This is a genomic window from Algibacter marinivivus, from assembly GCF_003143755.1.
Lineage (GTDB): Bacteria > Bacteroidota > Bacteroidia > Flavobacteriales > Flavobacteriaceae > Algibacter_B > Algibacter_B marinivivus.
This window is the reverse complement of the sequence record NZ_QFRI01000004.1, coordinates 120,555-142,424: the sequence shown is the minus strand read 5'-3', so window position 1 is coordinate 142,424 and position 21,870 is coordinate 120,555. Positions and strand designations below refer to the sequence as shown.

The window sequence follows — 21,870 nt, the reverse complement described above, 5'->3', positions numbered from 1 at the left end:
CTAAAACCGTGTTCTGTATTGCGTTAGGGATAGTAGAGAAAAGCCCACAGTAAGACCAATTTTTAGTGGGCTTGCGAGGACTTGTAACGAATAGCCCGACCCTTGCGGTAACGCCCAAATTTTTGAAGAATACTTTGTATCTTTGCAGTCTATATTTTTTAGGATATGAATAGCGAAACGGCTTCGAATATATTACCAGAACGTACACCAAAACCAAAATGGCTTAGAGTAAAGTTGCCAACAGGTAAAAAGTACACTGAACTGAGAGGTTTGGTGGATAAATACAAATTGAATACGATTTGTACTTCGGGAAGTTGCCCTAATATGGGTGAATGTTGGGGTGAAGGTACTGCTACCTTTATGATATTGGGAAATGTTTGTACACGCTCTTGCGGGTTCTGTGGTGTTAAAACTGGGCGACCTGAAACCGTGGATTGGGATGAGCCTGAAAAAGTGGCACGCTCGATAAAAATCATGCAAATTAAACACGCTGTTTTGACGAGTGTTGATAGGGATGATTTGAAAGATATGGGAAGTATTATGTGGGCGGAAACAGTTAAGGCTGTGAGACGTATGAACCCTGAAACAACCCTAGAAACACTGATTCCAGATTTTCAAGGGATTGAAAAACATATTGATAGAATTATTGATGTAGCACCAGAAGTGGTATCTCATAATATTGAAACGGTTCGCCGATTAACACGTGAGGTTAGAATACAAGCACAATATGATAGAAGTATGGGGGTTTTAAAATACTTGAAACAACAGGGACAACGCAGAACAAAATCTGGTATTATGCTTGGTTTAGGTGAAACACGAGAGGAAGTTATTGAAACGCTTCATGACTTAAAGGCTAATGATGTGGATGTTGTAACTATTGGGCAATACTTACAACCTAGTAAAAAACACTTACCTGTAAAACAGTTTATAAACCCCGACCAGTTTAAGGAATATGAAGACATTGGTTTAGAATTAGGTTTTAGACATGTTGAAAGTAGCGCACTTGTTAGATCATCTTATAAAGCACAAAAACACATCAATTAATTATGATTCATGTTGCTATCAATGGTTTTGGTAGAATTGGTAGACGCGTTTTTAGATTACTTCAAAACCATAAAAACATTCAAGTTGTTGCTATTAATGATTTAGCAGATGCTAAAACGCTGAGTCATTTACTCAAGTACGATAGTGTGCACGGTGTTTTTGATGGCGATATCTCTTGTAATAAAAATGATATTATTGTTAATGGCAGAAGTATTGTTCTTTTAAATAAAAAACATCCTAAGGACATTAATTGGAACCCTTTTAATGTTGATTTTGTTATTGAATCTACAGGAAAGTTTAAATTAACTTCAGAATTACAACACCATATACATAATGGTGCAAAAAAAGTAATTTTAAGTGTTCCCGCTTTAGAAGATGATATTAAAACTATTGTATTGGGTGTGAATGATGATAGTATTGATGGTTCTGAATCCATAATATCGAACGCATCGTGTACAACAAATAATGCAGCACCTATGATTGATATTATTAATAACCTTTGTGGTATTAATCAAGCCTATATAACTACGGTGCACTCCTACACTACCGACCAAAGTTTACACGATCAACCCCATCGTGATTTAAGACGCTCTAGAGCAGCGAGCCAGTCTATAGTTCCAACAACTACAGGTGCTGCAAAGGCACTTACTAAAATATTTCCAGACCTATCTGATGTTATTGGTGGTTGTGGCATTAGAGTTCCTGTTATTAATGGTTCTTTAACTGATATTACATTTAATGTAAAAAAAACAGTTTCTATTGAAGATATTAATAATGCTTTTAAGGAAGCTTCAGAAAAAAAATATAAAGGTATTTTAGAATATACTGAAGACCCTATCGTTTCAATTGACATTGTTGGAAATCGACATTCTTGCATTTTTGATTCGCAAATGACATCAGTTATTGGAAACATGGTAAAAATTATAGGTTGGTATGATAACGAAACAGGCTATTCACAGAGAATTATCGATTTATTATGTAATTTATCGGTAAAAAAGTGTATTTTGTCGATAAAATAATTATATTTGTCCGCAACATTAATTAAAAATGTCCCAAATTAAAAACTACATATTAGCTATTTTCATGCTATTCAGCATCATAACTTTTGCTCAAAAAGCTATTGATGAAGATCCTGAGTTAGTTCAGAATAATATCAATTACCGTATTGCACAATCGCAATTAGAGTTAGAAAATTATAACTATTATAAAGCTAAAAAAAATCTAGACGAAGCCCTAGAATTAGCTGAAAATGCTGGTAAAAAGAAAAGTCTTGGACTTATATATGCTATTAAAGGTAGGCTGGAGCTTATAATTGAAGAAGAAGATCAAGCTATAAAATCTTTAAACAAGGCTATAGAAATTCAGCGTATTATTAATGATAATGCTAATTTAGGAAACTCTTACAAGACTTTTGGAGATGTTTATTTAGCTAAGAAAGATTATTATTCTGCATTAGACTCTTACACAGCCGCTAAATCAAAATTTGAAGAAGAAGATTTAAATGAAGAATTAGCTGAAGCCTTATTGTGTGAAGGGAAAACATATAGCGAACTAAAAAACTATAAAAAAGCAAGAGATGTTGTAGAGCAATCTTTGGCTATTTCTAAAAAATATGATTATTTAAAAACACAAAGTGAGGCTTTAATAAATCATGCAAAAATCTATAATAAATTAGGTAATAATGAAAAAGCTTTAGAAGTTGCACTTAGAGGTTTAAACATTGCTAAATCCAACAATTATACAAACATAACTAATGAAGCTTATAAAGTAATTAGTGATTTATATAACAACCTAGAGAATTATAAAGTTTCAAGAACATATTTAAATTCGCATCTAAAATTATCAGATTCTATTAGAAGTTTAACTCGAATTAATTCTTCACGTAATGAGGAAACTCAATTTCGTTTAAATGAAGAAATAGAAAAAAATAAAGAAGTCGTTCAAAAATTAGAAAAGGCTGAAGATGACAAAAATTTAGGTACTTTAATTTCTATATTAAGTGTTGCTTTAATTACAATTTTATCACTTTTAACATTATCGCTTTACAAGAATAATAATATTAGGTTGAAGACTAATAATATGCTTCACAAAAAGAATGGAGAACTTATTATTGCTAAAGAAAAAGCTGAATTAGCATCGAAAACTAAAGCTAATTTCTTGTCTACCGTTACTCATGAGTTACGAACACCTCTATATGCCGTTACGGGATTAAGTAACATGCTCTTGGATGAAAACCCAAGACCAGAACAAGTTCAGCATCTAAAATCACTTAAGTTTTCAGGAGATTACCTTTTAACCTTTATTAATGATATACTTCAAATAAATAAAATTGAAGCTAATAAGGTTGATATTGAGCCGGAATCTTTCAACTTAAAAAAGAAAATAAATAACATTGTTTTAGCTCTAAATAATTCTGCTCTTGATAACAATGTGAAAATTCATTTTGAATTTGATAAAGATTTACCAGAAAACTTTATTGCTGACCAATTAAAGATTTCACAGATTCTAATTAATTTGGTTGGTAACTCGATTAAGTTTACTAAAGATGGAGATATCTGGATTCGTGTTTATAAAATTGAGGAAGAAGGTAAAATATATACTTTACGTTTTGAAGTAGAAGATAATGGTATTGGTATTAGTCAAGAGAAACAAGACCATATGTTTGAAAGCTTCTCTCAAGGTTCTATTCAAATTAATAGAAAATACGGTGGTACAGGTTTAGGCCTTTCAATTGTTAAAGGATTGATAGATATTTTAAAAGGAAAAATTTACGTAAAAAGTGAATTAGAAAAAGGAACTACATTCTATTTTGAAATACCTCTTGAACATACAACTATCAAAGAAGCAAAAGAAAATAAAGTAACTTATTTTGAGGGTAATAAAGAGGAAATTGACTTAAGCAACGTTAAAATATTGGTAGTTGAAGATAATAAAATCAACCAAATGATTACCAAAAAGATTTTAACCAAAATGGATCTTTATTGTGATATTGTTGATAATGGCGAAGCTGCTGTTGAAAGCATTAAAGCCAATGATTACAATATCATATTAATGGATATTCACATGCCAGGAATTAGTGGTATTGAAGCTACTAAGCGCGTAAGATCATTTGATAAAGAGCTTACTATATTTGCGCTTACAGCAGTTACTATTGAAGATAAAATGCATGAGTTTGAAGAAGCTGGATTTACAGATATTATTCCAAAACCTTTTAAACAAGAGGAGTTTGAGAAAAAACTTTACAATGCATTAGCTGCTAAAAAAGACGCATCTACTAGCGCTTAACAAAATCTCTTATCAGCTCATTTATTTTTGGAGCATCATCAATACTGATCGAAATTGGTACATAAAACAATTTATCTCTTAAAACATCATATTGTTTTAATCTCATAAAATCTTTTTCAGTTGTTACAATTAGCTCCTTTTTCTCTAAAGTAGATATATCTTCTTTTGTAAAATCGTGATGGTCTTTAAAATTTAAATGCTGAAAATTCAAATTTTTACTTTTCAAAAAGTCAACTAATGGTGAAGCATTTGCAATACCTGTTACTAAAGTAAAATTGTTTAAGTCATCAATACTTTTAGATTTTTCAGCAGAAAAAAGCATTTCAGAATAAGCTATAGCACTAAAAAAAACATGCTGATTAGCCTTAGGAGTAATACGTTTAATAATTTTAGCCTTTTTCTTTTCGCTTAGATTATTAGGGCATTTAGTTACCACAATAATATCAGCGCGTTTAGCACCAGCACGTGGCTCTCGTAAATCTCCGGTTGGCAAAACTATATCTTCAAAATACGGATTTTCGTAAGTGGTCAATAAAATATTAAACCCTGCTTGTACTTTTCTATGCTGAAAAGCATCGTCTAAAAGAATAACATCTGGATCTTGCTGTTTTAAATTTTCAATTCCGTTTCGTCTATCCGAATCAACAGCTACTGTAATTTCATCTTTAAATTTAGAGTAAAACTGAAAAGGCTCATCACCAATAGATTCAGCAGTAGCATTATTATCAGCCAATTGATAACCATCAGTTTTTCGCTTATAACCTCTACTTAAGGTAGCTACTTTATAATCCTCTTTTAAAACCTTAATTAAATATTCAATCATTGGAGTTTTTCCCGTACCACCAACACTTAAATTTCCAACGCAAACTACAGGTAAATTATATGAAGTCGATTTTTTAATACCAGAATCGTATAGCTTATTTCTAAACCAAGCTATCAAATAATAAATCGGAACTATTGGTAATAATATTTTTCTAATTAAGTTCATTTAAGCGAAAGTAATTATTTTATCTTTGAATTTAAACACAAATAAATATGATTGTACAAGACGTTATAAATCATTTAGAGGAGCTTGCTCCTTTGGCTTATGCTGAAGATTTTGATAATGTAGGCTTATTAGTTGGCAACAAAACGCAAGAAGTTTCAGGTATTTTAGTCACTCTAGATACGCTCGAAGCTGTTGTAAATGAAGCTATTGAGGCAAATTGCAACCTTATAGTAAGCTTCCACCCTATCATTTTTAAAGGGCTAAAAAAAATAACGGGGAAGAATTATGTAGAACGAGTGGTTATGAAAGCCATTAAACATGATATTGCTATTTTTAGTATTCATACCGCACTAGATAATGCGCTACAAGGTGTCAATGATATGATTTGTAATCAAATAGGATTAACGAATAAACATATTTTAATTCCGCAAAGCGAAACCATAAAAAAGCTAACAACGTACGCCCCAAAAGACGAAGCAGAACAACTAAGAACAGCTTTATTTAAAGCGGGTGCAGGAGCTATTGGCAACTATTCAGATTGTAGTTTTAATATAGAAGGTAACGGAACTTTTAAAGGTAACGATATTTCAAACCCAACAAGAGGACAAAAAGGACTTACACACACAGAAACCGAAACAAAAATAACAGTAACCTATGCTAAACATCTAGAATCGCAAATACTTCAAACACTTTTCAAAAGTCACTCTTACGAAGAAGTAGCTTATGAAACCTTAACCCTAGAAAACAAAAACCAAAATATTGGTATGGGGATGATAGGTGAATTTGCAGAACCTATGGACGAATCTGGTTTTCTAAATCACCTAAAAACAAAAATGAAAACAGGGTGCATCAGACATTCTTCATTATTAAACAAAAAAATAAAAAAAGTGGCAGTTTTGGGTGGCTCAGGAAGTTTTGCTATTAATGCTGCTAAAGCTAATGGTGCCGATGCTTTTGTAACTTCCGATTTAAAATATCACGACTTTTTTACATCAGAAGACAGCATCCTTTTAGCAGATATTGGGCATTATGAAAGCGAGCAATTCACAAAAAATCTTTTAGTAGCATATCTTACAAAAAAAATTACTAATTTTGCAATCATTTTATCAAAGACAAATACCAATCCTGTTAAGTATTTTTAAAGTATGGCAAAAAAGAAAGAAGTAACTGTTGAAGAGCGTTTAAGAGCTTTATACGATTTACAACTCATCGATTCTCGTATTGATGAAATCAGAAATGTTCGTGGAGAATTGCCTTTAGAGGTTCGTGATTTAGAAGATGAAGTTGCTGGATTAACTACCAGACTAGAAAAATTAGTTTCTAATTTAGAAGTTATTGATAACGATATTACTGGCAAAAAGAATTTGATTGAAGAATCAAAAGCTTTAATGAAAAAATATGCAGAACAACAAAAAAACGTTAGAAATAACAGAGAATTCAATTCTTTAACAAAAGAAGTTGAGTTTCAAGAACTAGAAATTGAATTAGCTGAAAAGCATATAAAAGAATTTAAAGTTCAAATAGAGCAGAAAAAAGAAGTGATTGCTGAAACAAAAGAGCGTTTAAAAGAACGTGAAAATCACTTAAAACATAAGAAAAGTGAGCTTGATGCTATTTTAGCTGAAACTGAAAAAGAAGAGCAAGCTCTACTAGGAAAATCTGAAGATTACAAAAAGCAAATCGAAGAGCGTTTGGTTAAGGCTTATACAAGAATTAGAACCAATGTTAAGAATGGCTTAGCAGTTGTGCCAATTGAAAGAGGTGCTGCTGGAGGGTCTTTCTTCACTATTCCACCACAAGTTCAGGTTGAAATTGCATCTCGCAAAAAAGTCATCACAGACGAGCATAGTGGACGAATTCTAGTTGACGCTGAGTTAGCAAATGAGCAAAAAACAAAAATGGAAAAAATGTTTGCTAAACTTTAATCCATTTTAATTAAATAGATATTTAAAGCCTCCAACTTATTGGAGGCTTTTTTTATTATAGAAATTTTCAAAGTAATTATTAAGGTTTCGTTATTTTAAACGTCTATTTAAAAAGAAAAATAAAATTATGAAACATATCATTCCAATATTAGCTTTAATGCTGTTCTTTAGTTGTCAAAACACCGCACAAACAAAACAAGAACAAAAAGCCGTAATTAATGCAGCACCAATTGAAGTTCCAATTAAAAACGGAAAAGCCAGAGCATACTTTGCAAGCGGTTGCTTTTGGTGTGTAGAAGCCATTTACGAGAGCGTTAAAGGTGTAGACGAATCTATTTCTGGATATTCTGGAGGATATACAAAAAACCCTACTTACGGATCCAGTAATACAGGTAGAACAGGGCATGCAGAAGCAGTAGAAATTATTTACGATCCAAAAATAGTTAGTTTTGAAACTTTAGTAGATGTTTATTTTGCATCACAAAACGTAACTCAAATGAACGGACAAGGCAATGATAGAGGTTCACAATATCGTTCTATTATTTTTTATCAAAACGACATACAAAAGCAAATCATTTTAAAAAAGAAAGCAGCATTAGCAAAATCATTAGGTGTTAAAATAGCCGCAGAAGTATACCCTTTTCAAAAATTTTGGATTGCTGAAGATTATCATCAAGATTATGAAAAATTGCACCCAAACCATCCGTATATTCAAAACGTATCCATTCCAAGGTTGAATCGCTTTAAAGCTAAGTTTCCAAAGGAGTTTTTAAAAGAAGAAGCACATTAATAACGAGCAAATCTATCAAATAAAAAAAGCAAATTTTTACTTAAAATTTAATTAAAACTTCGTAGCCTTCAAAGTAAAAATCAAAGGGTATAATTTATCCTCAGTTACAAACATCCCAGAATCTGTTTTCTCTAAATTTGGCAACACATCATAAGGGCTTTCATCAAATTCCTTTAAGTATTCAATATGCAATCCTGCTTCGGTTAAAGCATTTATCACTTCACTTAAACCGTGATTCCAACCATATTCTTTACTTATCATTTTAGAATTTTCATTGGCATAAGTGCCTTCATATTCTTCGTAAATCACTTCATCTTGCATATAACCATATTTCATAATAGGTCTTTCATCTAAATAATCAAACATCCAAACAATCGGATGAAACTCAGCCATGAAAAACGTGCCTCCTTTTTTTAAACGTTCAGCAATCACTTTTCCCCAAGGTTTCAAATCTGGTAACCAACCAATAACGCCATAACTTGTAAATACAATATCAAATTCATCTTTTACATGCTCAGAAGTATCTAAAACATTACAACACACAAATTCAGCGTCAAGTTTTAATTCATCATTTAAACTTTGTGCTAGTTTAATCCCTTCGTCACTCAAATCAACACCTGTGCACTTAGCTCCCATTCTACTCCAACTTAGCGTATCTTGCCCAAAATGACATTGTAAGTGCAACAATGATTTTCCTGAAACATCACCTAAAGCTTCCAACTCATAATGCATTAAAGATAATTTTCCTTTTTTAAAAGCCTCCAAATCATACATTTCGCTTTTAGCGTGCACTTTTACTTTATCGTTCCAAGTGGCTTTATTCGTTTTAAAGTAATCAGAGTTGTTAGTCATTTTCAAATGATATCTTTGTAAAAAACCTAAATTATGAAAAAATTACTAGTCATCATCAGTATACTAAGTATTTGCTTTTCTTGTAAGCAAAAAACAGAAACCATACAGCCAGAAAAAGCGATTTCTACAGCTGAAAAAATAGCTAACGCTCACGGTTTTGAGAATTGGGGAAATGTTTCTGAAATACAATTCACTTTCAATAAAAACAGACATTGGATATGGAAACCAAAAACTAACGATGTTTCATTAATCAGAAAAAAAGATACCTTAAACTATAACAGAAAACATATAGACAGTTTATCAAAAAAAGCAGACCGCGCTTTTATAAACGATAAGTTTTGGTTATTAATTCCATTCCAATTGGTTTGGGACTCTGGAATAACTATTTCAGAATCTACAAAAGAAATAGCTCCAATTAGTAAAAATGAAATGAATAAAATTACACTTTTATATGGTTCTGAAGGCGGATATACTCCAGGTGATGCTTACGATATTTATTTTGATGATTCTTATATAATTAAAGAATGGGGGTTTAGAAAAGGAAACAAACCTAAAGCAGGATTAACAAATACTTTTGAAAATTACCAAGATTTTAATGGCATTAAAATTGCATTAGACCATAAAAAGGCTGAGGGTGATTGGAATTTAACACTTTCAGATATAAAAATAAAAACGAATTAATTTTTTATGCATTATGTAATGAAGTCATCTAAATAACGACTAAACACGTATATAAATTATAGATTGTTTTTTCCGCATTATGCGCCTATATATATCTAAAGCGCCTCAATTAAAAGTTGAGGCGCTTTATCTTTTCTAACAATATATTTTTATCCTTTAAACGCCGCCTTTACATGCGCGCCATCGCAATAAGGCTTGTTTGCAGACTTTCCACATCTACAAAAGGCTGTAGTCTTATTCTTTGTTTCAGAAGAACCATCTTTAGCAACTACTTTTAAAGTGCCATAAACTAGTAGAGGGCCATTCTCTAAAACTTCAACCTTAGTTTCTAATGTTTCAGAAGTGTTATCGCCTTCATCATTCATATAATAACGCAAAGCACCAGACGGACATTGCTTCACTTGGTTTATAATAGCTTCGGTTTTTGCTTCGTCTAATTTAATCCAGGGTCTTAATCGTGGGCGAAATACTTTAGGCAAACCCTTAGCACAAATGGCAGAATGGATACACTTTTCAGCTTCCCAAACTACTGTAGTTTCTCCGTTTGAATATTCTTTTATTTTTCCCATTGCCTTAAGTTTTTACTAAATATACAAAAATTTAAGCGCATTCTAATCATCCATTTTAAGACTTCATTACTAACTTTATATTGCTTATTTTTGTTAGAAACCGAAAACAAAAACACATTGTCCGACTATAAATTAGGTCTTGATTACGCTCTACAACAAGACCAAAATGACGAACTAAAAGCGTATCGAAGTCATTTTCATATTCCAAAAGATAAACAAGGAAACCCTTGGATTTATATGACTGGAAACTCGTTAGGGCTTCAACCTAAACAAACCAAAGCTTACGTAAATCAAGAACTTGAAGATTGGGCTAATTTAGGAGTTGAAGGACATTTAGAAGCGAAAAATCCTTGGTTACCATATCATGAGTTTTTAACAGAAAGTATGGCCAAAGTAGTGGGTGCAAAACCTATAGAAGTGGTTGTAATGAATACACTAACAGCCAACTTACACTTTATGATGGTATCATTTTACAACCCCACTAAAACGCGGTATAAAATACTTATTGAAAGTGATGCATTTCCATCTGATAAATATGCTGTTGAATCGCAATTAAGACATCATGGTTTTGATGATAAAGAAGGATTGATACTTTGGAAACCCAGAAAAGGTGAAGAATTACTAAATTATGAAGATTTAGAATCTATTCTTGAAGCACAAGGTGACGAAATAGCACTCATCATGATTGGTGGCGTTAATTATTACACAGGGCAGTTTTTCGATTTAAAACGTATTTCTGATTTAGGACACAAACACGGTTGTAATGTTGGTTTTGATTGCGCGCATGGTGCAGGAAATGTGCAATTAAATCTGCACAACTCTGGAGCAGATTTTGCAGTTTGGTGTACTTACAAATATTTAAACTCTGGCCCAGGAAGTTTAGCAGGTTGTTTTGTACATGAACGTCATGCACATCGAAAAGATTTAAATCGTTTTACAGGTTGGTGGAGTCACAATAAACAAACCCGCTTTAACATGCGTGATGAGTTCGATCAACTTACAGGAGCCGAAGGCTGGCAATTAAGCAACCCACCAATTTTATCTATGGCAGCTATAAAAGCATCTTTAGATATGTTTAATGAGGTTGGTATGGCAAAATTAACTAACAAATCAAAAAAGCTTACAGGGTATTTTGAGTTTTTACTCAAAACATTAGGAGAAGATATTATTAAAATTATCACACCAAATAACCCTGAAGAACGTGGTTGTCAATTATCCATTCAAGTTAAAAATGCTGATAAAGCATTACATAATAAACTAACTGAAGCTAATATAATTAGTGATTGGAGAGAACCTGATGTTATTAGGTGTGCACCAGTACCGCTCTATAATTCTTTTGAGGATGTATTTAGATTAGTTGAGAAATTGAAAGCTATATTGAATGAGTAAACAACAAAATATACTAATTATAGGCGCAGGATTGTGCGGCTCTCTTCTAGCATTAAGATTAGGACAAAGGGGCTATAACGTTTCTGTTTACGAAATGCGCCCAGATTTACGAAAAGTAGACATTAGTGCTGGTCGATCTATAAATTTAGCATTTTCAAATCGTGGCAATAAAGCCATGAAACTTGTTGGTTTAGAAGATAAAGTAAAAGCACTTTGCATTCCTATGAACGGACGTATGATTCATGATGAACATGGCAACACATTCCAATCAAATTATAGTGGTCGTGAGCATGAATATATCAATTCTATTTCTCGTGGCGAATTGAATGCCTTACTACTCGATGAAGCTGAAAAACATAAAAATGTCAATATTCATTTTAATAAAAAATGTAAATCGGTTGATTTTGAAAAAACAACTGCACTTTTTAAAGATTATAATAGTAAAGATGAATTTGTTGAAGATGCGGATATTATTATAGCAACTGATGGTGCGGGTTCAGCAATGCGAAAAAGTTATTATTTAGGTAAAAAATTCTTATTCAGTTTTTCGCAAGCCTATTTAACACATGGTTATAAAGAATTAAGTATCCTACCAAAAGAAAATGGCGATTATAAAATCCATAAAAACGCTTTACATATATGGCCTCGTGGTAGCTTTATGCTCATTGCTTTACCAAATTTAGATGGTAGTTTTACGGTAACGCTTTTTTTAAGTTATGATGAAGGCGAATACAATTTCAATAATTTAACAACCGAAGATAAAGTATTGGAGTTTTTCCAAAACCAGTTTCCAGATGCTTTAGCTGTTATGCCAAATTTACTTGAAGACTTTTTTGAAAACCCAACGGCTCCTTTAGGAACCATAAAATGTTCTCCCTGGCATTATCAAGGTAATACGCTTTTAATGGGCGATGCAGCACATGCTATCGTGCCGTTTTACGGACAAGGAATGAATGCCTCTTTTGAAGATGTTGTTGAATTTGACAAAGTACTAGACCAAAATTTAGGCGATTGGGAAACCACATTTAAAGCTTATGAAAATACTCGTAAAAAAGATACTGATGCTATTGCAGATTTAGCTATTGATAACTTTCATGAAATGAAAGGGCATGTAAATCACGCTATCTTCCAAGAAAAGCGTAAATTAGAAATGGCTTTAGAAAAGGAGTTTCCAAATGCGTATTCTTCAAAATATTCATTAGTAACATTTAATGAAGCTATTGGTTATAAAGAAGCTATGTTAAAAGGTCGCGCACAAGATAAGGCGATTATAAATATGCTTTCAGATAAAGAAATTGATATAAAAGGAAATCTAAAAGACATTTTAGATAAAGTAAAAACAGAAACAGAAGCTATTCTTGAAGATGATAGAATAGCTGGGTTAAACCAATAATTATGAGCAACAAAGTAACCCCAAGAGGCGCATATCCGCACACAAAACGTGTTGGCGATTTTATATTTGTATCAGGAACCAGTTCACGACGCGCAGATAACACTATAGCTGGTGTTGATATTATTGACGAAATGGGAACCAAACATTTAAATATTGAAGTTCAAACTCGAGAAGTTTTAAAGAATATTGAAAAGAATTTAGCCAATGAAGGTGCCACTTTAAAAGATGTAGTTGATGTGACTTCTTTTTTAGTAAATATGAATGATTTTGCTGGTTACAACAAGGCTTACGCAGAGTTTTTTGATAAGGAAACAGGACCAACCCGAACCACAGTTGCAGTGCATCAATTACCGCATCCAGATTTGGTGGTTGAGATTAAGGTTATGGCTTATAAAAAAATTTAAATTTAACTACACTGTCTCCTCGAGCGCAGTCGAGAGGTTTATTATGAAAACGTATTTTGTATACATACTAAAATGTTCTGATGGTTTAACATACACTGGAGTAACAAATAATATTTCTAGAAGATTTGAAGAACATCAAAATGGATTAAATAAAAATTGTTTTACTTTTAAACGAAGACCTCTAGAATTGATTTTCCATCAAGAATTTAATGACGTAAATCAAGCTATATATTTTGAGAAGAAAATAAAAAAATGGAGTGGAAAGAAAAAGTTAGCTTTAGCAAATGAAAAATTTGATATGCTAAAAATTTTAGCTGAATGTAGAAACGCTACACACTCAAAATATAATCCAGAAACCAAATAGGTCTCGACTGCGCTCGACCAGACAAACATTTAGTAAACTAAGAAAAGTAAAGATTTAAATATAGTTTGAACATCCAAAACTTCATAAACGGCAAATTCAAAAATCCAATCTCAAATGAATGGATAGACAACTATTGTCCTGCTAATGGAGAAGTTTACGGGCAAATACCAAACTCTTCAAAAACAGATGTAGAAAAAGCCTTTAAAGCTGCAAAAGAAGCTTTTCCAACATGGTCTCAAACCACTTTTGAAGAACGAAACAGAATCCTTATTAAAATTTCAGAATTATTAGAGGTAAACTTGCTACGCTTTGCTGAAGCTGAAAGTATAGACAATGGCAAACCCATTAGTTTCGCAAAAGCTATAGATATCCCAAGAGCAGCTAGTAACTTTAGGTTTTTCGGAAATGCTATTACACAATTTTCTAGTGAGAGTCATGAGAGCGTTGGACAAAACGCTATAAATTACACACTACGACAACCCATTGGTGTTGTAGGTTGTATTTCCCCATGGAACCTTCCACTCTATTTATTTACATGGAAAATAGCGCCTGCCATAGCAGCAGGAAATTGTGTAGTTGCAAAACCAAGTGAAGTAACACCAATGACAGCTTATCTTTTAAGTGAATTACTAAATGAGGCTGGTCTCCCAAAAGGGGTTTTAAACATCGTTCATGGATTAGGGACCACAACAGGTCAGGCTATTATAGACCATCCTGAAATTAAAGCCATTTCTTTTACAGGTGGCACTTCAACAGGAGCTCATATAGCCAAAGTAGCTGCGCCTATGTTTAAAAAATTATCATTAGAACTTGGAGGTAAAAACCCAAACATCATTTTTGCAGATTGTGATTATGACGATATGTTGGTGACTACTGTAAAATCGTCGTTTTCTAATCAAGGGCAGATTTGTTTATGTGGCAGTCGTATTTTTGTAGAAGCCTCTATTTATGAAAAATTCAAGATTGATTTTATTGAAAAAGTAAAACAACTTAAAGTTGGACATCCATCAGAAAACATTACCAATATTGGTGCTTTAGTTTCAAAACCACATTTAAAGAAGGTTTTGGACTATATTGAAATTGGTGTAAACGAAGGTGGAAAAATACTTTGTGGAGGTAAACAAGTAACTGTTGATGGTTATGAAAATGGTTATTATTTAGAGCCCACTATTATAGAAGTAGAAACTGATGAATGCAGAATAAATCAAGAAGAAATATTTGGACCTGTTGTTACCATTATGCCTTTTGAAACTGAAAGTGAAGTTCTTCAAATGGCTAATAAAGTGAAATACGGTTTATCAGCTACATTATGGACTAATGATTTAAAACGTACGATGCGTTTGAGCAACCAATTACAAGCTGGAATTATTTGGGTTAATACTTGGATGCAAAGAGATTTACGAACCCCTTTTGGCGGTGTAAAAGCGTCAGGTGTTGGTCGTGAGGGTGGTTTTGAAGCATTACGCTTTTTTACTGAAGCTAAAAACGTGTGTATTAAATATTGATTTTATGGAAGCCCTAAAAAACGATATTTACTTTTCATCCGATTTTGATGATATGGATTTAGAGCTTATTTATAAGTTTATTAAAAACTCGTATTGGGGAGCATCTAGAACTTTTGAAGAACAAAAAATAGCATCGGAGAATACGATTAACTTTGGATTTTTTCAAAATGGAAATCAAATTGCTTACGCCAGAGTTATGACAGATAAAGTGTTTTTTGCTTACCTTCTTGATGTTTTTGTAGTTGAAACCCATCAAGGTAAAGGATTATCTAAACTATTAATTGATAAAATATTAAATTTCCCAGAATTAAAAAACATTGACAAATGGATGTTAGCCACAAAAGATGCACACAAACTCTATGAGAAGTTTGATTTTGTTGCCATTAAAAGCCCTGAAAAGTTAATGGAAAAACTAAGCCCCAGAGCTAAAAAAATATACGAATAACATGGATTTAAAATTAAATAATAAAAACGCATTAGTTTGCGGAAGCACACAAGGCATTGGAAAAGCAACAGCTATGGCATTGGCCGCAGAAGGTGTAAACGTTACATTAGTTGCTAGAAATAGAGAGAAACTAAAAGCGGTTTTAGCTGAATTACCAGACCATAGAAACCATAGTTATATTGTTGCAGATTTTTCTAACCCAAGAGAATTGCAAGAGCAAGTGATTAAATTTATTGAAAAGGAACATGGATTTCATATTGTTATAAACAATACTGGCGGACCAAGAAGTGGCGCTATTTTATCTGCTAGTTTGGAAGCTTTTGAAAATGCTTATACTATGCATTTAAAATGTAATCATCTTTTAGCTCAAGCCACAGTACCGTTTATGAAAGAAGAAGGTTTTGGTAGAATTATTAATGTAATTTCTACTTCGGTAAAAGAACCAATTCCTGGACTTGGAGTAAGTAACACAACTCGAGGTGCGGTTGGTAATTGGAGTAAAACCTTATCAATTGAAGTTGCTGAATTTGGTATAACAGTAAACAATGTACTTCCTGGTTTTACAGACACAGAACGCTTAACAGAAATTATTAAAATTAAGGCGAGTATTGAAGAACGATCTATTGAAGAGATGACCGAAATCATGAAAAATTATACGCCAGCAAAACGTTTTGCTAAACCTGAAGAAACTGCAAACGCTATTACCTTTTTAGCTAGTGAAGCTGCGAGTTATATAAATGGTATTAATGTTCCGGTTGATGGTGGACGCACCAAATCTTTATAATAATTTAACTACGATAACTTTAATAAAATTTAAGGTGTTTGTATATTAGTAAGGAATTTGCGTTAAGGATAGAAGCGGCATCCTTTTTTGCCCTTAAAAGCAAAAAAGATATAGCGTATAGCCTGACCCCTTTTTGGGGGTAACGCCCAAAACATAAAACAATGAGTAAATTATTCCCTCCGATAAATTTTAAAGCTTGGATAGAAGAAAATAGACATCTTTTAAAGCCTCCTGTGGGAAATAAAGTGGTTTGGAAAGATGGTGATTTTATAGTAATGGTTGTTGGCGGACCAAATAGTAGAAAGGATTATCATTACAACGAAACACCTGAGTTTTTCTATCAGGTTGAAGGCGATATTGTATTAAAAGTAATTGATAAAGGAACTCCAAAAGACATACATATAAGGGAAGGTGAAATATTTTTATTGCCACCAAAAGTGCCACATTCTCCACAACGAGGGGCTAATACTGTTGGGTTGGTTATTGAATATCCTAGAGAAAAAGGTGTTAAAGATGCGTTGCTTTGGTTTTGTGAAAATTGTGTAACAAAGCTTTATGAAGAAGATTTTACTCTAGATAATATTGAAACGGATATGCCTAAGATTTTTGACGAATACTACGGCGATAAAAACAAACGAAGATGCCCTAATTGTGGCGAAGTTATGCAGCCACCTAAAAAGGTTAAAATAGATTAATTAATGATGATATCCTGAAATAAATTTAGGATAACTAATAATACAACTTAAAGATTCCTGACCTCTCAGGACCTCAACATGAAACGCAAACTTAGAATTAACGGTCATTCACACTTACTTCCTTACCCAGAAGAAATTCCTGAATTCATGCGTGAAAAAGGTATTTTTTGGGTGGATAAAGACCGAAAATTCATGCTTCAAAAAGGCTGGAAACGCCCTGTTACTGATTCTAGTTTTTTCTTAGATGAAAAACTGGAATGGATGGAACGTAATAAACTTGATCATGCGGTTGTTTTGAATTTATCTCAACTTTACGGAAACGGATTGCGTGTTGAAGAAATGAAGAAAGCACTGCGTTTTCAAAATGATTTTAATGCCAAAGTACAACATGACAACCCTAGTAAATTTACATGCGGGTTTGTGGTGCATCCTGCTTTTATTAGAAGTGCTTGTTGGGAAATTGAGCGTTGTGTTGAAACTCATGGTATGCAATTACTTTGTTTACCAACGCATTATATGGATACTATTGGCACATGGCGTTGTATTTTTGATGAAGAAAACGAGCCTATTTTTGAATTGGCGGATAAGTATAATTTGGCAGTTGAAATTCATCCCTATGACGGAGAGAAGTTCATAAAATTAGAAAACACATCATGGCGTTTTCATTTAATATGGATGTTAGCGCAATGTGGTGATGCTTATCATTTTTTAACCTTAAATGGTTATCAAGATAAATATCCAAATATGCGAACCTGTTTTGCACATGGTGGTCAATTAGCACAAATTAACTTAGGAAGACGTATACAAGGTTTTGATGGTAGGCCTGATTTATTTGAAGGCAAACACCACCCTAGAAAAGCTGTAGGGCATAAAAACATCTTCTTTGACACCTTGGTGCATGATACTGGTGGGTTGGAATTATTAATTAGAAATCATGGTTCTAAACAAGTTATCATGGGGCTTGATGATCCTTATCCTTTAGGTGAAATGGAAAGTAAGCCACAGTCTTCTTACCCAGGAAAATTATTGGATTTGGCTATTGAACGTGATATTATAAATGAAAAAGAATATGATGATATTTGGGAAAACAATGTTATTCAATGGTTATGTGGTGATGATGATACTGCAAAACAAAAATTAGTAAATAGAATTACTAAAAACTCTTAGCCTACATTTTTATTGTTTATATTTAACCACTAATCAAACTATAAAATCATGAAAAAAATAGGTTCTTACATGGCAATATTTGGTGTTTTAGCTATTGTCTTAAATTTCTTCGATAGAGTACCATCATTACTTATGTGGATATATTCTTGGGGAGATACTACTGCTTGGATTATTAAAATTGGACTTGTTGTAGTTGGAGCTATTTTATTTTTTATGGGAAGTAAAGCTGAACCCGAAAGCGAATAATAACACCTTAGAATTTGCATTTTATACCTGAAGACTTAGATGATTATGTAGTTTCTCATTCAGAAAATGAGCCTGAGTTACTACAACAGCTAAATAGAGAAACGTATCAAAAAATTTTACAACCGAGGATGCTCAGTGGGCATTATCAAGGTAGGGTTTTAAGTATGATTTCTAAGCTTGTTAATCCAAAAAACATATTAGAAATTGGTACTTACACTGGCTACTCCGCTTTGTGTTTAGTTGAAGGTATGCAAAAAGATGGAGTTTTACACACTATTGATGTTAATGAGGAACTTTTAGATTTTCAGCGTAAATATTTTGATAAATCTGGTTATGGTAAACAAATTTATCAGCATTTAGGCAATGCTCTAGATATTATTCCAACTCTTGATACTACTTTTGATTTGGTGTTTATTGATGCCGATAAAGATAATTACTCGAATTACTTCAATGTGATTATTAACAAACTAAACTCTGGTGGTATTATTTTATCTGATAATGTTTTATGGAGTGGAAAAGTTTTAGATAAAACTTTTAAAAAAGAAGACATATCCACTCCTGCTTTAATTGAATACAATAAACTTTTAAAAGAAGATAACCGCGTTGAAACCGTAATTTTTCCCATAAGAGATGGGTTAACAATTAGTAGGAAAATTTAAAATTTACGCTTTACAGAACCAGTAAAATCTTCAATATCATCTTTTACTTTATCTAATTCTTTTTTAACATCTTTAGTGATACTGGTATCTATACCATTATTTTCAGCAGTTTTAGTGATTTCGTGCTTTATATCATTGGTAGCATCTTTAAGAGTGCGCATACCTTTCCCTAAACCACGAGCAATTTCTGGCAGTTTATCGGCTCCAAAAACCATAATAGCAATAAATAGAATGAATGCTATTTCTGCGCCACTTATAAATAAAAATGTTGCTTGCTGAATCACAGTACAAATATAGTGAGTTGTTTTTATTAAACCATTTAAAATTATTGTAATAAAAAAGCCGATTTATTCAATCGGCTTTTTTAAAATATTAAGATTTGATATTACCCTTTTACTTTTTCTTTAAACTTGTCGAAATTATTTCCTTCTGTTTTCTTAGGCCAAGAATTATTTGAAGTATCAACATCAGCAGTTTCTAAATCTGGATCAATAATAATATTTACAATTTCTTTTTCCGAAGCAATTGTTCTACTAATCTCTTTATCATTTAGTCGCCATATCTGAGCAGGGTATTTTTCTCTTTTCTTAGTTCCATCTGCATATGTATACTCAACAATAATTGGCATTACTAATCCTCCTGGTTTAGCAAAGGTTATACTATAAAAATATTTAGGATCTTTTATTTTCTTACGCTGTTCTGGCGTAAAATTATCCATTAAATATTCTTTTAAAGTTGGAGAACCATCAAGTGGAGATTTGTCTCGCATACTTTCTTCAAAATCTTCACTACCTTCTTCTACAATATAAACTAATTTATTAGGATCTAGATTAAATCTATTTGCTATCCTTTTTCCGTAAGCATTAGGTTTAGATGATAAATAGTATTTCTTAACATCTTTAACGGCTATATCTACCCAATCTGTAGTATAAAACCAACCTCTCCAATACCAATCTAAGTCAAAAGATGATGCATCTTCCATAGTTCTGAAAAAGTCTTCAGGTGTTGGGTGTTTAAACATCCATCTTTGAGCATATTCTCTAAAAGCATAATCGAATAAATCACGCCCCATAACAGTTTCTCTTAATATATTCAAGGCAGTTGCAGGTTTACCGTAAGCATTATTACCAAACTGATAAGTATTCAAGCCTTTTGTCATTATTGGAGCTATAAAATCTTGATTACCGCCCATATAAGGGACAATTTTCGCTGCTGGCCCACGTCTATGAGGAAACTCTGTATCTCCAGGTGCAAGTGCATCTGGATACCACTCACTAAAATCTTGTTGAGCTACATATTGAACAAATGTGTTAAGTCCTTCATCCATCCAAGTCCATTGACGCTCATCACTATTTACAATCATTGGGAAGAAATTATGCCCAACTTCATGAATTATTACACCCATCATACCATATCGTATACGATCACTGTAGTTCCCATCTTTATCAGGTCTCCCAAAATTATAACAAATCATAGGATATTCCATTCCCATAGGAGCATGAACTGATATGGCTTTATGATATGGATAATCAAAAGTCATTCTAGAATACGACCTTAGAGTACTAGCTACTGTTTTAGTAGACCAATCTCCCCAAAGTGGATTTCCTTCTTTAGAATATAACGAAACAGCCATAACATCTTTATTGCCTATTTTAACAGCCATCATATCCCAAATAAACTTTCTTGAAGTTGCAAATCCAAAATCACGAACATTTTTAGCAGAGAGTTTCCATGTCTTTTTCTTATTGCTTTTGGTTTTTTCTGTAGCTTCAGCTTCAGCTTGTGTTACAATTAAAACAGGCTCTTTATATGATTTTTTTGCTTTTTCGAAGCGTTTCATCATATCTTTAGTGAATACTTCTTTTCTATTAACTAACACTCCAGTCCCGTCTAATATATGATCAGCAGGTACTGTTATATTTACATCAAAATTCCCAAAGGGTAATGCAAATTCATCTCGACCCCAAAATTGAGAATTTTGCCATCCTTCAACATCATTATAAACAGCCATCCTAGGATAGAATTGAGCCATTACATAAATTCTGTTGTCGTTTTCTTCAAAATATTCATATCCAGAGCGTCCACCATCTTTTACATGATCATTAATGTTATACCACCATTTTATAGAAAATGAGAATTGCTCTCCACTTTTTAAAATTTTGGGCAATTCAACACGCATCATGGTTCTATAAATCATATGCTCTAAGGCATCGCCGTTAACATGAGTAACACTTTCAATATTAAATCCTCCATCGAAAGGCTCATCAAGATAAGCTTTAGTAAACCTAGAAGCTGTAGTTGCTTCTCTAAACCCACTACCTTGAATAAGTGGTGTTTTAGAGTCCTTTGCACGCATGTTTTGATCTAATTGAACCCAAAGATATTTTAAATCATCTGGTGAATTATTAGTATACGTTATAGTTTCAAAACCAGATAATCTAGCATTTACATCATCAATCTCTAAATCCATTTTATAATCTGCTTGCTGCTGATAGTATTCTGGTCCTGGAGCTCCTGAACCAGTTCTAAACATATTAGGCGTAGCAAATTCGTCATATAATTGTTTGAATTTGTTATTATTAACATGCCCTTGTTTGCCTTCTGCACTTTGAGTATTTTGAGCTATACCAGTGGCAGAAACAAAAAACACTATAATGATGTAATATGCAATTTTAGTCATTCTTA

At 32.7% G+C, this 21,870-nt stretch carries 23 protein-coding genes; 18 read left to right on the top strand and 5 right to left on the bottom strand.

What is annotated here, in order from left to right; all coding sequences use genetic code 11:
• The first annotated feature begins 165 nt into the window (after nt 1-165).
• From lipA to DIS18_RS13705, 3 genes are read left to right on the top strand one after another with little or no spacing between them, the layout of a single operon-like run.
• Nucleotides 166-1,044 carry a lipoyl synthase gene (lipA, locus tag DIS18_RS13715; protein ID WP_109353655.1) on the top strand — a complete coding sequence of 293 codons (879 nt, stop codon included), beginning with the start codon at nt 166-168 and terminating at the stop codon, nt 1,042-1,044.
• Nucleotides 1,045-1,046: 2 nt separating this feature from the next.
• The gene (gene gap, locus DIS18_RS13710) at nt 1,047-2,063 is read left to right on the top strand and encodes a type I glyceraldehyde-3-phosphate dehydrogenase (RefSeq protein ID WP_109353654.1); all 1,017 of its coding nucleotides are present in this window, start codon (nt 1,047-1,049) and stop codon (nt 2,061-2,063) included.
• Between the two features lie 28 nt (nt 2,064-2,091).
• Entirely contained in the window at nt 2,092-4,329 is a 2,238-nt protein-coding gene (locus tag DIS18_RS13705) for an ATP-binding response regulator (RefSeq protein WP_109353653.1), read from the top strand.
• On the opposite strand, the gene lpxK is transcribed toward DIS18_RS13705, so the two are convergent.
• Complete coding sequence (gene lpxK / locus DIS18_RS13700; protein WP_109353652.1) at nt 4,319-5,317, bottom strand: tetraacyldisaccharide 4'-kinase; 999 nt, start codon at nt 5,315-5,317, stop codon at nt 4,319-4,321. The genes DIS18_RS13705 and lpxK overlap by 11 nt on opposite strands.
• Before the next feature lie 47 nt (nt 5,318-5,364).
• Here lpxK and DIS18_RS13695 point away from each other — a divergent pair, with 47 nt between their 5' ends.
• The 3 genes from DIS18_RS13695 to msrA all read left to right on the top strand — a co-directional run bounded on the left by DIS18_RS13695 (nt 5,365) and on the right by msrA (nt 8,032).
• A complete protein-coding gene (locus DIS18_RS13695; protein ID WP_109353651.1) occupies nt 5,365-6,459 on the top strand; it encodes a Nif3-like dinuclear metal center hexameric protein in 1,095 nt (364 codons plus the stop codon).
• 3 nt (nt 6,460-6,462) lie between these two features.
• On the top strand, nt 6,463-7,242 hold the full coding sequence (locus DIS18_RS13690; protein WP_109353650.1) for a zinc ribbon domain-containing protein: 780 nt from the start codon (nt 6,463-6,465) through the stop codon (nt 7,240-7,242).
• A 127-nt stretch (nt 7,243-7,369) separates the two neighbouring features.
• Entirely contained in the window at nt 7,370-8,032 is a 663-nt protein-coding gene (msrA, locus tag DIS18_RS13685) for a peptide-methionine (S)-S-oxide reductase MsrA (protein WP_109353649.1), read from the top strand.
• Between the two features lie 51 nt (nt 8,033-8,083).
• On the opposite strand, the gene DIS18_RS13680 is transcribed toward msrA, so the two are convergent.
• Nucleotides 8,084-8,884, bottom strand: a complete 801-nt coding sequence (locus DIS18_RS13680; RefSeq protein ID WP_109353648.1) for a class I SAM-dependent methyltransferase — start codon at nt 8,882-8,884, stop codon at nt 8,084-8,086.
• 33 nt (nt 8,885-8,917) lie between these two features.
• On the opposite strand from DIS18_RS13680, the gene DIS18_RS13675 reads away from it, so the two are divergent.
• Nucleotides 8,918-9,565: a hypothetical protein gene (locus tag DIS18_RS13675; RefSeq protein WP_109353647.1), complete on the top strand. Its 648-nt coding sequence runs from the start codon at nt 8,918-8,920 to the stop codon at nt 9,563-9,565.
• 149 nt (nt 9,566-9,714) lie between these two features.
• On the opposite strand, the gene DIS18_RS13670 is transcribed toward DIS18_RS13675, so the two are convergent.
• Nucleotides 9,715-10,134: a (4Fe-4S)-binding protein gene (locus DIS18_RS13670; RefSeq protein WP_109353646.1), complete on the bottom strand. Its 420-nt coding sequence runs from the start codon at nt 10,132-10,134 to the stop codon at nt 9,715-9,717.
• A 117-nt stretch (nt 10,135-10,251) separates the two neighbouring features.
• Between DIS18_RS13670 and kynU the strand changes: the two genes are divergently transcribed.
• The 11 genes from kynU to DIS18_RS13615 all read left to right on the top strand — a co-directional run bounded on the left by kynU (nt 10,252) and on the right by DIS18_RS13615 (nt 19,185).
• Complete coding sequence (gene kynU / locus DIS18_RS13665) at nt 10,252-11,523, top strand: kynureninase (RefSeq protein WP_109353768.1); 1,272 nt, start codon at nt 10,252-10,254, stop codon at nt 11,521-11,523.
• Nucleotides 11,516-12,916: an FAD-dependent oxidoreductase gene (locus tag DIS18_RS13660; RefSeq protein ID WP_109353645.1), complete on the top strand. Its 1,401-nt coding sequence runs from the start codon at nt 11,516-11,518 to the stop codon at nt 12,914-12,916. Before kynU ends, DIS18_RS13660 begins: the two co-directional genes overlap by 8 nt.
• A 2-nt stretch (nt 12,917-12,918) precedes the next feature.
• A complete protein-coding gene (locus tag DIS18_RS13655; RefSeq protein ID WP_181364057.1) occupies nt 12,919-13,320 on the top strand; it encodes a RidA family protein in 402 nt (133 codons plus the stop codon).
• Between the two features lie 43 nt (nt 13,321-13,363).
• Nucleotides 13,364-13,684 (top strand): GIY-YIG nuclease family protein, encoded by a 321-nt coding sequence (locus DIS18_RS13650; protein WP_109353643.1) that lies wholly within the window; start codon nt 13,364-13,366, stop codon nt 13,682-13,684.
• 65 nt (nt 13,685-13,749) lie between these two features.
• Nucleotides 13,750-15,189: an aldehyde dehydrogenase gene (locus DIS18_RS13645; protein WP_109353642.1), complete on the top strand. Its 1,440-nt coding sequence runs from the start codon at nt 13,750-13,752 to the stop codon at nt 15,187-15,189.
• 4 nt (nt 15,190-15,193) lie between these two features.
• Complete coding sequence (locus tag DIS18_RS13640) at nt 15,194-15,634, top strand: GNAT family N-acetyltransferase (RefSeq protein ID WP_109353641.1); 441 nt, start codon at nt 15,194-15,196, stop codon at nt 15,632-15,634.
• A gap of 1 nt (nt 15,635) precedes the next feature.
• On the top strand, nt 15,636-16,418 hold the full coding sequence (locus DIS18_RS13635; RefSeq protein ID WP_109353640.1) for an SDR family oxidoreductase: 783 nt from the start codon (nt 15,636-15,638) through the stop codon (nt 16,416-16,418).
• Between the two features lie 161 nt (nt 16,419-16,579).
• Nucleotides 16,580-17,113, top strand: a complete 534-nt coding sequence (locus tag DIS18_RS13630; protein ID WP_109353639.1) for a 3-hydroxyanthranilate 3,4-dioxygenase — start codon at nt 16,580-16,582, stop codon at nt 17,111-17,113.
• Between the two features lie 78 nt (nt 17,114-17,191).
• Nucleotides 17,192-18,280, top strand: a complete 1,089-nt coding sequence (locus tag DIS18_RS13625) for an amidohydrolase family protein (protein ID WP_109353638.1) — start codon at nt 17,192-17,194, stop codon at nt 18,278-18,280.
• Between the two features lie 48 nt (nt 18,281-18,328).
• Nucleotides 18,329-18,526 carry a hypothetical protein gene (locus DIS18_RS13620; protein WP_109353637.1) on the top strand — a complete coding sequence of 66 codons (198 nt, stop codon included), beginning with the start codon at nt 18,329-18,331 and terminating at the stop codon, nt 18,524-18,526.
• A 14-nt stretch (nt 18,527-18,540) separates the two neighbouring features.
• The gene (locus DIS18_RS13615) at nt 18,541-19,185 is read left to right on the top strand and encodes an O-methyltransferase (protein ID WP_109353636.1); all 645 of its coding nucleotides are present in this window, start codon (nt 18,541-18,543) and stop codon (nt 19,183-19,185) included.
• On the opposite strand, the gene DIS18_RS13610 is transcribed toward DIS18_RS13615, so the two are convergent.
• Together DIS18_RS13610 and DIS18_RS13605 are read right to left on the bottom strand one after the other, a co-directional pair.
• Nucleotides 19,182-19,469, bottom strand: a complete 288-nt coding sequence (locus tag DIS18_RS13610; RefSeq protein ID WP_109353635.1) for a Sec-independent protein translocase subunit TatA/TatB — start codon at nt 19,467-19,469, stop codon at nt 19,182-19,184. The two genes, DIS18_RS13615 and DIS18_RS13610, sit on opposite strands and share 4 nt — an antisense overlap.
• A gap of 101 nt (nt 19,470-19,570) precedes the next feature.
• On the bottom strand, nt 19,571-21,865 hold the full coding sequence (locus DIS18_RS13605) for a M1 family metallopeptidase (RefSeq protein ID WP_109353634.1): 2,295 nt from the start codon (nt 21,863-21,865) through the stop codon (nt 19,571-19,573).
• Nucleotides 21,866-21,870 lie beyond the last annotated feature (5 nt).

What these genes read in the sequence shown, in the direction of transcription:
- DIS18_RS13705 (WP_109353653.1), top strand. Translation starts at nt 2,092, where the DNA reads ATGTCCCAAATTAAAAACTACATATTAGCTATTTTCATGCTATTCAGC.
- DIS18_RS13625 (WP_109353638.1), top strand. Translation starts at nt 17,192, where the DNA reads ATGAAACGCAAACTTAGAATTAACGGTCATTCACACTTACTTCCTTAC.
- DIS18_RS13630 (WP_109353639.1), top strand. Translation starts at nt 16,580, where the DNA reads ATGAGTAAATTATTCCCTCCGATAAATTTTAAAGCTTGGATAGAAGAA.
- DIS18_RS13670 (WP_109353646.1), bottom strand. Translation starts at nt 10,134, where the DNA reads ATGGGAAAAATAAAAGAATATTCAAACGGAGAAACTACAGTAGTTTGG.
- gap (WP_109353654.1), top strand. Translation starts at nt 1,047, where the DNA reads ATGATTCATGTTGCTATCAATGGTTTTGGTAGAATTGGTAGACGCGTT.
- msrA (WP_109353649.1), top strand. Translation starts at nt 7,370, where the DNA reads ATGAAACATATCATTCCAATATTAGCTTTAATGCTGTTCTTTAGTTGT.
- DIS18_RS13605 (WP_109353634.1), bottom strand. Translation starts at nt 21,865, where the DNA reads ATGACTAAAATTGCATATTACATCATTATAGTGTTTTTTGTTTCTGCC.
- DIS18_RS13620 (WP_109353637.1), top strand. Translation starts at nt 18,329, where the DNA reads ATGAAAAAAATAGGTTCTTACATGGCAATATTTGGTGTTTTAGCTATT.
- DIS18_RS13675 (WP_109353647.1), top strand. Translation starts at nt 8,918, where the DNA reads ATGAAAAAATTACTAGTCATCATCAGTATACTAAGTATTTGCTTTTCT.
- DIS18_RS13650 (WP_109353643.1), top strand. Translation starts at nt 13,364, where the DNA reads ATGAAAACGTATTTTGTATACATACTAAAATGTTCTGATGGTTTAACA.
- lipA (WP_109353655.1), top strand. Translation starts at nt 166, where the DNA reads ATGAATAGCGAAACGGCTTCGAATATATTACCAGAACGTACACCAAAA.
- DIS18_RS13690 (WP_109353650.1), top strand. Translation starts at nt 6,463, where the DNA reads ATGGCAAAAAAGAAAGAAGTAACTGTTGAAGAGCGTTTAAGAGCTTTA.
- DIS18_RS13660 (WP_109353645.1), top strand. Translation starts at nt 11,516, where the DNA reads ATGAGTAAACAACAAAATATACTAATTATAGGCGCAGGATTGTGCGGC.
- DIS18_RS13640 (WP_109353641.1), top strand. Translation starts at nt 15,194, where the DNA reads ATGGAAGCCCTAAAAAACGATATTTACTTTTCATCCGATTTTGATGAT.
- DIS18_RS13635 (WP_109353640.1), top strand. Translation starts at nt 15,636, where the DNA reads ATGGATTTAAAATTAAATAATAAAAACGCATTAGTTTGCGGAAGCACA.
- DIS18_RS13655 (WP_181364057.1), top strand. Translation starts at nt 12,919, where the DNA reads ATGAGCAACAAAGTAACCCCAAGAGGCGCATATCCGCACACAAAACGT.
- lpxK (WP_109353652.1), bottom strand. Translation starts at nt 5,317, where the DNA reads ATGAACTTAATTAGAAAAATATTATTACCAATAGTTCCGATTTATTAT.
- DIS18_RS13680 (WP_109353648.1), bottom strand. Translation starts at nt 8,884, where the DNA reads ATGACTAACAACTCTGATTACTTTAAAACGAATAAAGCCACTTGGAAC.
- DIS18_RS13695 (WP_109353651.1), top strand. Translation starts at nt 5,365, where the DNA reads ATGATTGTACAAGACGTTATAAATCATTTAGAGGAGCTTGCTCCTTTG.